General features: G+C 49.5%; 11 protein-coding genes. 4 read left to right on the plus strand and 7 right to left on the minus strand.

Translation table 11 applies throughout. The features are described 5' to 3' along the window. Nucleotides 1-61: 61 nt before the first annotated feature. Nucleotides 62-1,702, minus strand: a complete 1,641-nt coding sequence (gene pgm, locus AC3RPL_RS13560; protein ID WP_490740392.1) for a phosphoglucomutase (alpha-D-glucose-1,6-bisphosphate-dependent) — start codon at nucleotides 1,700-1,702, stop codon at nucleotides 62-64. Nucleotides 1,703-1,732: 30 nt separating this feature from the next. Beyond that, nucleotides 1,733-2,281 (minus strand): replication initiation negative regulator SeqA, encoded by a 549-nt coding sequence (gene seqA, locus AC3RPL_RS13565; RefSeq protein ID WP_490740393.1) that lies wholly within the window; start codon nucleotides 2,279-2,281, stop codon nucleotides 1,733-1,735. 262 nt (nucleotides 2,282-2,543) lie between these two features. Between seqA and ybfF the strand changes: the two genes are divergently transcribed. The 4 genes from ybfF (at nucleotide 2,544) to fur (ending at nucleotide 5,234) form a co-directional block, all read left to right on the plus strand. Next, nucleotides 2,544-3,308 (plus strand): esterase, encoded by a 765-nt coding sequence (gene ybfF, locus AC3RPL_RS13570; protein WP_490740394.1) that lies wholly within the window; start codon nucleotides 2,544-2,546, stop codon nucleotides 3,306-3,308. 150 nt (nucleotides 3,309-3,458) lie between these two features. Next, nucleotides 3,459-3,740, plus strand: a complete 282-nt coding sequence (gene ybfE, locus AC3RPL_RS13575) for a LexA regulated protein (RefSeq protein ID WP_490740395.1) — start codon at nucleotides 3,459-3,461, stop codon at nucleotides 3,738-3,740. Between the two features lie 153 nt (nucleotides 3,741-3,893). After that, on the plus strand, nucleotides 3,894-4,424 hold the full coding sequence (gene fldA / locus AC3RPL_RS13580; RefSeq protein WP_034941651.1) for a flavodoxin FldA: 531 nt from the start codon (nucleotides 3,894-3,896) through the stop codon (nucleotides 4,422-4,424). Between the two features lie 366 nt (nucleotides 4,425-4,790). Beyond that, nucleotides 4,791-5,234, plus strand: coding sequence for a ferric iron uptake transcriptional regulator (fur, locus tag AC3RPL_RS13585; RefSeq protein WP_034941654.1), 444 nt, complete (start codon nucleotides 4,791-4,793; stop codon nucleotides 5,232-5,234). Nucleotides 5,235-5,458: 224 nt separating this feature from the next. Here fur and AC3RPL_RS13590 read toward each other — a convergent pair whose 3' ends face one another. From AC3RPL_RS13590 to nagE, 5 genes are all read right to left on the minus strand, one after another. After that, a complete protein-coding gene (locus tag AC3RPL_RS13590; RefSeq protein ID WP_490740396.1) occupies nucleotides 5,459-8,110 on the minus strand; it encodes a beta-N-acetylhexosaminidase in 2,652 nt (883 codons plus the stop codon). Nucleotides 8,111-8,126: 16 nt separating this feature from the next. Further along, on the minus strand, nucleotides 8,127-8,321 hold the full coding sequence (gene chiQ, locus AC3RPL_RS13595) for a ChiQ/YbfN family lipoprotein (RefSeq protein ID WP_490740397.1): 195 nt from the start codon (nucleotides 8,319-8,321) through the stop codon (nucleotides 8,127-8,129). A gap of 26 nt (nucleotides 8,322-8,347) precedes the next feature. Then, the gene (chiP, locus tag AC3RPL_RS13600; protein ID WP_490740398.1) at nucleotides 8,348-9,763 is read right to left on the minus strand and encodes a chitoporin ChiP; all 1,416 of its coding nucleotides are present in this window, start codon (nucleotides 9,761-9,763) and stop codon (nucleotides 8,348-8,350) included. Nucleotides 9,764-10,468: 705 nt separating this feature from the next. Beyond that, nucleotides 10,469-12,133: a glutamine--tRNA ligase gene (gene glnS / locus AC3RPL_RS13605; RefSeq protein ID WP_490740399.1), complete on the minus strand. Its 1,665-nt coding sequence runs from the start codon at nucleotides 12,131-12,133 to the stop codon at nucleotides 10,469-10,471. 230 nt (nucleotides 12,134-12,363) lie between these two features. After that, on the minus strand, nucleotides 12,364-14,388 hold the full coding sequence (gene nagE, locus AC3RPL_RS13610) for an N-acetylglucosamine-specific PTS transporter subunit IIBC (protein WP_490740400.1): 2,025 nt from the start codon (nucleotides 14,386-14,388) through the stop codon (nucleotides 12,364-12,366). Nucleotides 14,389-14,390: the final 2 nt, after the last annotated feature.

The raw sequence follows: 14,390 nt of genomic DNA on the forward strand, positions 1-14,390 counted from the left end.
ACCCACCTGAAGGTGGGTTTTACCAGCAGCAGGCGCGCAGACGCCACGCCTCAATGCTTTATCAGGCGTTTTTCAGCACTTCACTGACAATTTCTACCGCCTCTTTTTCAATCTTCTCGCGGTGCTCAGCACCCAGGAAGCTCTCACAGTAGATCTTATAAGCGTCTTCAGTACCGGAAGGCCGTGCAGCGAACCAGCCGTTTTCCGTCATCACTTTCAGACCGCCAATTGACGCACCGTTACCGGGCGCGGCGGTGAGACGTGCAGTAATCGGATCGCCGGCCAGCGTATCGGCGCTGACCATTTCTGGCGACAGCTTAGACAAGGCGGCTTTCTGTGCCGAGGTGGCAGAAGCCTGTAAGCGGTTGTAGCTTGGCGCACCGAAACGTTCAGCCAGCTCATCGTAGTGCTGCTGTGGATTTTTACCGGTTACGGCGGTGATCTCTGCGGCCAGCAGGCACATGATGATGCCGTCTTTATCGGTTGACCACGGCGTACCGTCAAAACGCAGGAAAGAAGCCCCCGCGCTCTCTTCGCCACCAAAACCAAAGCTGCCATCGAACAGTCCGTCAACGAACCACTTGAAGCCAACCGGCACCTCAACCAGCTTGCGGTCGATAGCATTGACCACCCGGTCGATCATCGCACTGGAAACCAGCGTTTTACCTACCGCTACCTGTTTGCCCCATTGTGGACGGTTCTGGAACAGATAGTTGATCGCCACCGCCAGATAGTGGTTCGGATTCATCAATCCTGAAGGAGTGACAATACCATGACGGTCATAGTCAGGATCGTTGGCAAACGCCAGATCAAACTGATCGCGCAGCGCCAGCAGACCCGCCATCGCGCTTTCAGAAGAGCAATCCATGCGGATAACGCCGTCTTTATCCAGATGCATAAAGCGGAAGGTCTGGTCGACGGAATCATTAACAATGGTCAAATCCAGATTGTAGAACTCTGCAATTCGCTGCCAGTAGGCAATGCCCGATCCGCCCAGCGGATCGACACCGATTTTCAGCCCGGCTTTCTGAATGGCCGGAATATCAATAATCTGCGCCAGGCCTTCAATGTAAGGCTGGATCAGATCCTGCTCCTGCAAATGTCCGCTGGCCCAGGCTTTATCCAGTGCGATGCGTTTGACCCCCTGAAGCCCTTCTTTAATCAGGACATTAGCCCGCTCTTCCACGACTTTAGTGACGTTGGTATCAGCAGGGCCACCGTTCGGTGGATTGTATTTAATGCCACCATCTTCTGGCGGGTTGTGTGAAGGCGTAATAACGATACCGTCAGCCTGCGCACCCCCCGCCTTGTTGTGTTCGAGAATTGCATTGGAGATGGCAGGCGTCGGGGTATAGCCATTGCCCTGTTGCACGATGACATCAACGCCGTTAGCTGCCAGCACTTCCAGGACAGAAATGATGGCGGGCTCGGAAAGTGCGTGCGTATCTTTACCTACGTAGCAAGGGCCGGTGATACCGTTCTTCTTACGTTCTTCCGCAATCGCCTGCGCTATCGCCAGGATGTGGGTTTCGTTAAAGCTGTGACGCCCTGCACTACCACGATGGCCGGATGTGCCGAATTTCACCGCATGTTCCGCATTGACCGGATCAGGTTGCAGGACGTAATACTGTGACGTTAATTGTGCAACGTTAATCAAATCGCTCTGGCGGGCTGGTTGCCCGGCACGGGGGTGATTGGCCATTGGCGCTTCTCCCTGACGCTTATTAATCAGTTAGAGGGTGCCGCAAACTTTGTCAGCCAGTTCCGCTGGGAACTGCATTGACTGCATAAGGTGTTCAATCATGCTGCGTTTGCGACCTGTATTGGTATTGGTAATGACCCAGTACGGCGTGCCAGGAATATGCTGTGGCTTGGTATGCGTGCCATTTTGTACCAGGGTTTGTTGGTTACCGGCAAAATAGACGCGCGTCCGGCCCAGCAGAGACTCGGTTGCAGCGCCGAATGCACTGGGGTCCAGACGGTACAAGGTCGACAGAATCAACATGAACCGGTTAATCGCTTTCTTCTGTTCAGCATACTCATCTGACAACAACAGCTCGCGCACGGCACGAACGCGATCCTGCGGGCGAGAACCTGCCTTATCCGTTGCCGTCTCTTTTACTACCGGGGCAGAAGACACTGTCTCCTGAGAGGCAGGTGAAGATTGCCCGGCAGTGAATTTAAGCATACGGCGTAAAATGTCAGAGGCGCTCTCACCAATATGCTGAGTGTGGCTGGCGATATAACGGTAAAGCTCTTCATCAACTTCGATAGTTTTCATCTTGATCCAGTACAGTTATTGCTTATTAAGAGCCGGGGCCGGTCATACATATATAAAAAGCGATGCGCATATGTATGAAAAACGCCTGCTCTAACACGAGGATTATAAAGTTAAATCCTGCCGGGGTGTAGCGCCAGCCCTTAATGCCAGTAAAAGTCAGATAATGCCGCAAAAAGGAAGGGCTGAATAAATGGGTCGCGCAGACAGGAAATCGTGGTTCCATGATAACCTAACCGCTCGTTTACCCTGTAAGAACTTTGCTATGAAATTGAATGTCCGCCTGCAATCTGAACAATCTGCTGCTGCCAGCTTACCGGTGGTCCTTATCCACGGCCTGTTTGGCAGTCTTGATAACCTTGCCGGCCTGGCCAGAGGGCTCAAAGCGGAGCGGCAGGTTATCCAGATTGACGTCCGTAATCATGGATTGTCGCCACGCTCATCTGAAATGCACTACGCCGCGATGGCGCAGGATGTGACAGAAACACTGGACAGCCTTGGTGTCGAACAGTTTGTTGTCATCGGTCACTCAATGGGCGGCAAAATTGCCATGTCGCTTACTGCGGCCGCGCCTGAGCGCGTGGCAAAGCTGGTGGTGATTGATATGGCGCCGGTGGCTTACACGGCGCGCCATCACGATACTATCTTCGCTGCGCTCAATGCAGTAAGCGCAGCGGCGATAAAGCAGCGCAGTGACGCCGCGACGCTGATGCGTGAGACAATAAAGGAAGAAGGCATCATTCAGTTTTTGCTGAAGTCATTTCATGAAGGTGAATGGCGTTTCAATGTGCCGGTATTAATGGCTGAATATGACCAACTGATCGGCTGGCAGTCCGTGCCCGCCTGGCCTCATCCGACTCTGTTTATTCGTGGTGAGCTTTCGCCCTATCTCGATGACCAGTACCGCGATCTGTTGTTGCAACAGTTTCCAGCAGCGCGGGCCTGGGTGATTGCCGGAGCGGGACATTGGGTCCATGCTGAAAGGCCTGATGCCGTTTTACGTGCCATTCGGCGTTTTATTGCACAGTAAAAACAAATATTTGTCAGTGCAGCTAAATGATTGTCGTCATCACTTTCACTGGGGTATGATGGCGCGCTAAAATTTTGTTGGTGGTCGGTATTCAGCCAGCATGACCGCCTGGTCCATCAGAACTCCAGTCTTTTTCAGTAACACAATCCTATGGCAAAAGAGAACACCGACCGTACTACGATCGATCTGTTTGCAGAAGAGCGTCGCCCTGGTCGTCCCAAAACCAACCCGCTGGCACGCGACGAGCAGCTGCGTATTAACAAACGCAACCAGCTCAGGCGTGATAAAGTGCGCGGTCTGCGGCGCGTGGAACTAAAAATGAATAGTGACGCCGTTGATGCACTGAACCAGCTGGCAGAAGCCCGCAATATCAGTCGCAGCGAACTGATTGAAGAAATGATCATGACGCAACTGGTCAATTCATCATGTTGAGCAAGTCGGCCTCAGAGAATTCCACGGCACAGAGCACAAAGCGACAAATGCGGGAGGATTCCTCATTTATCCACCCGATGCGGTCTGCTATCATTGCCGCTAATATTTTCAGATCAGCCGTCCCTTTTTAAGATTCAAGAGGTTATTAAACTCATGGCAATCGTAGGCATTTTCTTTGGCAGCGATACAGGCAATACGGAAAACATTGCAAAAATGATACAGAAGCAGCTGGGTAATGAGGTTGCGGAAGTTCATGATATTGCTAAAAGCAGCAAAGAAGACCTTGAAGCCTTTGATATTCTGCTGCTGGGCATTCCAACCTGGTACTATGGCGAAGCGCAGTGCGACTGGGACGACTTTTTCCCGACGCTGGAAGAAATTGACTTCAACGGCAAACTGGTGGCGCTGTTTGGCTGTGGCGATCAGGAAGATTATGCTGAATATTTCTGCGATGCGATGGGCACCATTCGCGACATTATTGAGCCAAATGGCGCAGTGATTGTCGGTCACTGGCCTACTGAGGGCTATCATTTTGAAGCCTCTAAAGGGCTGGCAGATGACACGCATTTCCTTGGTCTGGCCATTGATGAAGACCGCCAGCCTGAGCTGACAAATGAACGCACTGAAAAGTGGGTTAAACAGATCTACGAAGAGTTACAGCTTAAAGAGATTCTTGAAGCCTGATTTGCTCCTCTGCTGAGGATGCCAATCACGCAACATATCTGTGGTTTTTTCCTATGAATATAATAGGAACATTTTTGTAACTTTCATCTGCAACACTGTACAATATCGCCATCGACCCTTCGCGCTTCGGGTATCTGCCTGGAGTGCGTCAAGCCGGAAACAGAGCGAAATGTAAACCCGCACGGTGTCGTTGCTTCCCCCGGATGTACAGGTTTTTGCCCTGCCCTCTGCGGCGGTTCTGCGCCTTTCCGGTGGTTTTCATTTCGACACATCAGTTCTATACTGGGTAGCTTAGCTTTTGTTTAGGCCGATGTTCAGGGTTTTTCAGCCACTTAGTGACAAGCAAAGTAACAGGACAATATCCGCATGACTGACAATAACACCGCATTAAAGAAGGCCGGCCTGAAAGTCACGCTTCCCCGATTGAAAATTCTGGAAGTGCTTCAGGAACCAGAGTGCCATCACGTCAGTGCGGAAGATTTGTACAAACGCCTGATTGATATGGGCGAAGAAATTGGTCTGGCAACGGTCTACCGTGTGCTTAACCAGTTTGATGATGCAGGCATCGTCACCCGCCACAACTTCGAAGGTGGCAAGTCCGTTTTCGAGCTTACTCAACAGCACCATCATGATCACCTTATCTGCCTGGACTGCGGCAAAGTGATCGAATTCAGTGACGAATCCATTGAATCCCGTCAGCGTGATATCGCTTCGCGCCACGGTATCAAGCTCAGCAACCACAGTCTTTATCTCTACGGCCATTGCGCAACAGGCGACTGCCGCGAAGACGAAACACTGCATGACGATTAAATAAATCACCTGCTTTGCAGGTGATTTGCTTCATATTTCTGTCAATCAGCCTCATAGTCAGTGCTTCCCTGAAGTAAAACACCGCTTTTCTTCCGAAATGTGAAAGATGACAGATGGCCTGTTTTCACTGTCATTAAAGCTGGCGCCCGGTAACGAAGGCGCCAGTCTGGCGTTTTAATACTGATAACAAAAAAACAACTGAAGTCAGCCTGTGAACCTGACCATCAAAGCTTTTCAGCACGGCTGTAACGTTTTCCATCCGGACTGACCGAGCGGACCATCACATCACCGCTTACCGCAGGTTGTGCAGTGGCATCATAGCGTTGCCAGTTTTTGCCTGCATCAAGGCTGTATTCGATGGTCAGACCAGGCAGCGCGATATTTGCCTCGAGCTTACCATCAACTATTTTTCCTCCTGGTACAGGCAGTCGGTAGTGGATTCCGGTTTTATCGAGTTTGGCCAGCTCTCGTTGCCCCAGCAGATTGGCAAAGCGCTGCCAGTCTTTCAGCAGTGCCTGCTGGTCAACAAAGGTGGTTTTCCCACCCACATACTCTCTTCCTGCCTGGTAATCCTGTTCCCAGGCAGCACGATGCCATGCACGCTCAGCCACGGATAACATACGCGGGAAAATCATATATTCCATCTGCTCATCAGATCTGACGGTTTCACTCCACAACTGTGCAGATAATCCATACGCTCCGGGCCAGCTCTTATCTGATTTGGCACTAAAGGTATTGCCATCGCGATCCACTGAGGTTTCAGCATTCTGTGGCAAATTATTCGGGGCAAAGCTGAATACTTTACGCTCATCGCTGAAACGAGTTCCCCAGTAATAGCCGCGCTCTAATGGATTGACTTCATAAGGGAAATCCATATAGACGTAATCCGGGTTAGAGATAACCACTTCATAGCCTTTGTTGGCCCAGTCATTAGCGGAATCAAACCCTCCCCAGAACAAGGTATCCCAGAAGTTGACTCCCATTCGCTCAGTGGCAAATGTTTTAGCCCCTTCAGCATCCTTCAGACCATCCTGCCATGCCTGCATTTTTTCAATGCCATGCTGCTTAACCAGTTGACTGACCTGGGCTGCGAAATAGCTGGGCAGATGTTCCATATCTTCCACTTTGCCATCGGCAATCATTTTCTGGCACGCCTGAGATTTTGCCCAGGGCTTATCTTCCCGGCTCATATCATGACGCCCGGTCCCTGCCACAGGGTTGCTGACATCAGAATAGCCCGTACCGAGGCGAATATTTTTGGCTTCATCACCACCAAAATGCCAGGTTTGCAACGGCTGTCCTGCTTCGCGGTGCATCGCCTGAATTTCACCAATCACCTTGTCACTGAAGCGCAGGGAAGAATCCAGGCAAGGATTCAGATAGCTAGTGTGGTCATAAAACTGTACTGAGGTGGTATTAGACGTATCGGTCGGATCCAGCAAACGGTATTCAGATGCCTCAGCCGTTTTGCCTTCCTTCATCAGTCGGTTGTAGCGCGCTTCCATAGAGATCACCGCTGCACGCGCATGTGCCGGCATATCTATTTCAGGGATCACCTGAATACCCCGCGCTGCCGCGTATTTTACTATTTCGATATAATCTTCACGGCTGAGGTAGCCACTGCCATGATTGTTATTTTCCGGGCCTGACCCCAGCTGTGGCAACAGACAGCGCTGCTCACTGAGGTCGTGACAGCGCTGGCTTCCCACTTCGGTCAGCTCAGGCAAACCAGGGATCTCAATTCTCCAGCCCTCATCGTCACTCAGATGGAAATGGAAGACGTTAATTTTCCACGACGCCAGTTGATCCAACATTCGCAAAACGGCATCTTTACTGTGAAAATTACGCGCCACATCAAGAAAAACACCACGATAGGCAAAGCGTGGAGCATCACTGACTTTCAGGGTGGCGATAACAGCACTGCCATCTGCCGGTAACAGTGAAAGGATCGATTGCAAACCATAAAGCACGCCGCTTTCATCATATCCGACCACTTCAGCTTTATTTTTGCCGACGGTCAACGTATAGGCACCGGAGACCGCCAGCTGTTTTTTCAGCGCTTTTTGATCGATTCGGGTGGCTATCTGATAGCCTTCAGCATTTTCCTCTACCCCCAACAGTTTGAAGCGCTGCTTAATTGCCTCGGCCTTAGCCTCTGATAAAGCGGTAAGATTCAGACTCACACCTTTCGACAGATCGGCATCACCGGGCAGCACTTTTACCTGTAAGGGTGTCGGAACAATCTGTCCGCGCAGGGCAGATTCTGGTAGCAATGCGACGTCACTGTTCTTATCAAAGCGACTTCCCGGCATCATCAGAATATTTTTATCATCCGGCGTTCGTTTCCACTGTTCACCAATGGGTTCAACAAAGCTGCTCAGATCTTCAGTGTCCGTGCTGGCGATAATTTTTGGACTGGCATCAACGGATGTCACATACCAGCGAGGCATAACGTCAGTAACAAACAGCTGCCAGTACTCATTAATGATTGGGATTTCGACAGACTCACCGGCCGCAAAGCCTTTGAATTTTTCTGTAGGCTCCAGCCGGGTTAAATCACCAATGACATGCACCATGCGAAATTGATCGTTATCCACTCTCAGTGTCTGGCGAATATTTGGCAGATAGATAGCCCAGTCATGACTGGTCATCGCCTCTCCCGGATTAGTCAGAGTGATGATTGCCCGGTTGCAGGAAGCCCAGTCAGCCCCCAGTGCCGCACAGTCAACGCCATGCTGTGCAGCATGATTATCGACCACTTGATACTTAATCCCAAACTGACTAATCTGATCGACAACTTGTTGATTTGCCAGTGCATTACCGCCTGAAAGTGCAGAAATAAGCGCCGCCAGAAGACTTGCTCTGAATTTATTCATCCGTTTTCCTTACCAGTTAGTTGGAAGTTTGCTCAATGTCGTGCTGAAGTTGACCGCATTCCTTTGAGATCCCTTCACCGCCCCCCTCATGCCTTGCATCCAGACAGTGCTGATAGTCCAGGCTGGGGATTGGCTCTTTCTGCGGAACAACGTTTTTTTCAACGCATCCACTGAGTAAAAAAGCCGTGACAGCGACAAGCACATATTTCATTCTGTTGATCCTTTTCGGGTACGAGGTTATCTGGCTGGCTCAAAAATAGTGAACGGAGCAATAACCATGAATTTCACGTCTTTTTCATCCTGAAATACGTTGCCATATCCCCCGCTCCAGCTTGGAAGATCAGAATGATTGTTGTAACGGGTATAGTGCAGTTTGAATAATGTGCCTTTGGCCGCCCCTTGCTGAACGGTATAAAGCAGGTCCATATTCCATGCAGACTCTCTCAACCGCTGATTCTGATCGTAAACAGGTTTGGTGGACGGTCTGGCATCCCAGCCATAAGCGTAAGAGGTTCCAATCGCCCAGCCGGGCAGCTGCCAGTTTTTCAGGTCATACATCACCCCCGCAAACAGCGCCTTTTCACCGTTAGCATTGAAGTCAGAGCGTGAATCCCACCACACATCCAGGCGACCATTTGAGGTGGCATAACCCGGCGTCATACGTTGCAGAAAAAATCCCTGATTCCCTTCTGCTTTTACCCAGGTCCCTTCAAGGCGCCAGTCAAATGGCCCTGTTGTGTAGCCAAACGTGACAGCCTGCAACCATGCAAGTCCGTCATAAACACTATTCACATCAGAAATACCGCCGCTCTCTTTATCTTTTGCACCATAAAACTGCCAGCTGGTTTTCAGATTATTTCCTGCCAGCGGAAAAGCATAAGAAACTTTGGTGAAGTACTGATCCATATAATCAGCCGCCTGGCCAAATGCACCTTCCAGTACCAGGTTATTTTTAAAATCGTATTTTGCCCCAATGGAATGCAGATAACTGATTGCGGTAATGCCATCTGCTTTACGGAAGTTGTACATATTCCTGTACCAGGGCGCTTTATATTCATCTGTCCAGATATAAGAAAGCGATAATTCTCCGGCATCAGAGAAATCATACACTGCCCCGGCTTCCACACCACGATAAGTTCCTGGTAAAAAACCCCACTGAGGTGTTAATAAAGTCTGCCCGACAGGTTGTAAATAACCCCCACGTAGCCAGTAATTATCAAGCTTCATTTTTATTGCTGCTTTGTAAATACTGGCTCCACCTGTATCGCCATCCCATTTTTCACTCCAGCGACCTTTTGCATTACTGAAACCAATTTCATTGGGTGCTGCTGGTCCCGTGCCAGATAATTCAACGGCACTAAATGCCGCTAAATCCAGTCCAATAAAATTCGCTGCATAGCCAGAAGAGAAATCCAGATTGGCATTGAAAGTGGAGTGATGAAGATTTTGCTCATACTGACCGTATTTTTCACTGCCTGCATCGAGGTCTTTACGCTCACGGTGACGCTGCCAGTAATAGATTCCTCCACTCAGTGATGAGTCATCTACAAAGCCTGTGGCAGCGGCAGAGGGTAAATAAAAACCACCACTTACAGCCGAACATAAAGCAACAGCCAGTGCTAACGGTTTTTGTTTTTTTATAGTTCTGAACATATTTTATGTCCTTTTTTTAAAGGATATTATTAATTCATTCTGATGTTATTATCAGTACAGTTATTGGTGTTGACAGCACGAAAATCGATTAACAGGATGATATTTTTCGCGTCGCGAATTATCAATTAATTATGCATATTTCGCGATAAAAACATGACACAGGCCACATCCTCACGGCGAATGTAAACCAGTTATTAATACAAATTTATGAGAATGAAAATATCTATCAACTGAAAACCTCATATAATAACAATAAGAAAAACATTTTTAATAATATAATTATTACTAAAAAAATAATAAGATAAATAAACCGTTTTGATACAGATTGCATTTAACTCTTCGCAATCTGACAGGAACAGGGATTATTCTTATTAGCGTAAATCGTTACATTTCTTCGTTAAGGAAATTTCATTACTGTAAGCTGTCTTACATCAACGCTTACGGCAAAAATGATTGACTGATAAATACCATCAGCAGCAGGGGACTGCCGATAAATAGATTGCCAGTTTGAATAAAAATTTTATTCGTCTGGCAACCAGTCAACATTGACAGACAGGCAGTTTAAAAAATATGAAGACGAATTGCTGTTTATTTTTTAAATAAAAGTGAAAAGATAACTTTATCTGCCACTCCTCGTAAAAGTCATACCGCGATTTATAAAAAAAACGCAGCCTGAAGGCTGCGTTGTCTTTGCGATTAAGGGGATTATTCGCTGGTTTTCATCCAGGTATCACGCAATCCGACGGTGCGGTTGAATACCAGCCTGTCAGAGGCAGAATGGCGATCGGCGCAAAAGTAACCTTCACGTTCAAACTGGTACGGGCTGGTGGCCTGCGCCTGCTGCAAACCTGGCTCAACGAATCCCTGGCGAATCACCAGAGAGTCAGGATTGATTGTGGTCAGAAAATCCTCTGCCGCGCCCGGATTTGCCACGCTGAACAGACGATCGTAGAGCCGGAACTCTGCCGGATGGGCATGCACAGCCGATACCCAGTGAATAACGCCTTTTACTTTGCGTCCATCGGCAGGATCTTTGCTCAACGTATCCACATCACAGGTGCAGAACAGGCAGGTTATGTTCCCCTGTTCATCCTTTGCGATACGTTCAGCTTTAATTACGTAAGCATTCCGCAGGCGCACCTCTTTACCCAGTACCAGTCGTTTGTACTGTTTATTCGCTTCCTCACGAAAATCCGCCCGATCAATATAGATTTCCCGACTAAAGGGCACCTCGCGCGTCCCCATTTCCGGTTTATTCGGATGGACAGGCATGGTGAGAATTTCTTCGTGATTTGACGGCAGGTTTTCGATCACCAGCTTGAGCGGATCAAGCACCGCCATCGCACGAGGCGCATTTTCATTCAAATCGTCACGAATGCACGACTCAAGCGATGCCATCTCCACAATGTTGTCCTGCTTAGTGACGCCAATGCGACGGCAAAACTCGCGAATGGAGGCGGCGGTATACCCACGGCGACGAAGACCCGATACCGTCAGCATCCTGGGATCATCCCAGCCTTCGACGATCTTTTCAGTTACCAGCAGGTTAAGCTTACGCTTGGACATGATGGCGTATTCCAGATTCAGCCGGGAAAACTCATACTGCCGTGGGTGAGCAGGAATGGAGATATTATCCAGCACCCAGTCATACAGGCGGCGGTTATCCTGAAACTCAAGGGTACATAGAGAATGGGTGATCCCTTCCAGCGCATCAGAAATACAGTGGGTAAAATCGTACATCGGATAGATGCACCACTTATTACCGGTCTGATGATGTTCAGCAAACTTGATGCGATACAGCACCGGATCGCGCATCACAATAAAGCTGGATGCCATATCAATTTTAGCGCGCAGGCAGGCTGTTCCCTCGGCAAACTCACCATTACGCATTTTTTCAAACAACGCCAGATTCTCAGTCACGCTGCGATCACGGTATGGGCTGTGCTTACCGGGAGACGTCAGCGTACCGCGATATTCACGGATCTGTTCGGGTGTCAGCTCATCCACATAAGCCAGCCCTTTGTTGATTAACTCAATGGCGTACAGATGCAGCTGATCGAAATAATCTGAAGAGTAGCGAACGTTCCCCGTCCAGCTAAAGCCCAACCACTGCACGTCATGTTTTATTGATTCAACGTATTCCAGATCTTCTTTTACCGGGTTGGTATCATCAAACCGCAGGTTGCACTGCCCCTGATAGTCTTGTGCAATACCAAAATTGAGGCAAATAGACTTGGCATGACCAATGTGCAGATAACCATTTGGTTCCGGCGGAAAGCGAGTATGGATGCTGCTGTGCTTACCAGAAGCCAGATCTTCGTCGATGATCTGACGAATAAAGTTAGTTGGGCGGGCTTCAGCCTCACTCATCTTAATTTCCTCAGTAATGCGGTGGTAACGATACCCTGACTATGTCCAACTTCAGCAAAGCGACTGGCGAATCGGCCAGCACAACGACAACTTGTCGATAACGGGTATGGTGTGTGAAATAACGGAGTATGATCCACAAAGCCGAGAAGGGAAACAACCGTTTGTTACAGCAATACAATAAAAAAGGGCGGGAATGACTCCCCACCCTTCGGGTTTAATCCAGTCTGACGTCAGCTATTGATTTCATACAACGGGCTTTCGCCAGCAACCACTTTATCACCCGCCACCAGCGTAATACCGCTAAAGTCATCGATATTGCTGACCACGACAGGGCTTATCATTGAACGGGCATTGGCGTTCAGGAAAACCAGATCCATTTCCAGTACCGGCTGACCGGCGGTCACGACAGCGCCCTCATCCACCAGACGCGTGAAACCTTTGCCGGCCAGTGCCACCGTATCAAGTCCCATATGGACCACCACTTCAATCCCTTTATCCGTTTCCAGACAGAAGGCATGATTGGTATTAAAAATTTTCACCACCGTACCATTAGCTGGCGAAACCACCTTGCTACTGGTTGGGACGATTGCCACGCCATCACCCACCGCTTTACTGGCAAAGGCTTCGTCGGGTACCTGCTCCAGGGCAACGACATCACCGCTGACCGGGGCGACCAGAGTCGCAACGACTTTCTTTTCAGTTGCCGTGGTCACACTCGGGGCCGCAACCGCCGACGGGGCAGAGGAGAGAGAGGACGATGCTACCGGACCTTTGGACAACACGGTTTTCATTGCTGAGGCAATGGTTTCCGCGCGCGTACCGACAATAATCTGCACGCTTTGCTGGTTTAGGCGAATCACCCCTGAAGCACCCAGACGACGTGCAACCGATTCATTTACTGCACTACTGTCCTTAACACTCAGACGCAGCCGGGTAATGCAGGCATCAATCGCGCTCAGATTGTCAGAACCACCAATGGCACCGATATAGCGGCGGGCAAGTGAATCAATTTCTGATTCGTCAGTGTGGTTTTTTTCGACACTGACATCATAGCCATCGCTTTCATCGCCTTCCACTGCCAGTTCGCGTCCTAGCGTCAGCAAATTGAATTTTTTGATCGTGAAGCGAAAAACCACATAGTAAATCACGAAGAACACCAGGCCCTGCGGGATTAACATATACCAGTGTGTAGCCAGCGGATTACGGCTTTGAAGCGCCATATCAACCAACCCGGCACTGAAACCAAAACCTGAAATCCAGTGCATGCTGGCAGCGATAAATACCGAAATCCCCGTCAGTACCGCATGGATAAAATAAAGTACCGGCGCCACGAACATAAAGGAGAATTCCAGCGGTTCGGTAATGCCGGTAAAGAAGGCCGCAAAGGCGGCAGCCAGCATGATCCCGCCGACTTTGGCCCGGTTTTCAGGACGGGCACAGTGGTAAATCGCCAACGCTGCCCCCGGCAAACCAAACATCATGATGGGGAAGAAACCAGCCTGGTAACGCCCGGTAATGCCGACCACGGCTTTGCCGCTTTCCAGCGACTGAGCGCCGCCCAGGAAATTTGGTATGTCATTAATTCCCGCCACATCAAACCAGAACACTGAGTTAAGCGCATGATGTAAGCCAACCGGGATAAGCAACCGGTTGAAAAACGCATACACGCCGGCCCCCACAGAACCCAGTTTCTGTATCTGCTCACCAAAGCTGACCAGCCCGCCAAAGATTATCGGCCAGGCGTACATCAGAATAAAGGCAATCAGGATCATCAGAAAAGAAACCAGAATCGGCACCAGACGACGCCCACTAAAGAACGAGAGCGCCCTGGGTAGTTCTACGTGGCTGAAGCGGTTATACATTTCCGCCGAAATAATCCCCACCATAATACCGACAAACTGGTTTTCGATTTTTCCAAATGCCGCAGGCACCTGATCGACAGGAATTTTCTGAATCATGGCCACAGCGGCAGGAGAACAGAGTGTGGTTACCACTAAAAAGCCGACAAAGCCGGTTAATGCCGCCGCGCCATCTTTATCTTTCGACATGCCATAAGCCACACCGATAGCAAACAGGACGGACATATGTTCAATAATTGCCGAACCAGACTTCAGCAACAGCGCCGCAAAAGCGTTGCCATTACCCCATGCATCGGGGTCGAGCCAGTAACCTATTCCCATCAGGATAGCGGCAGCAGGTAGCGTAGCTACCGGTACCATCAGTGCCCGACCTACTTTTTGTAAATAACTAAGCATGT

The sequence above is a fragment of the Erwinia papayae genome (assembly GCF_058241465.1).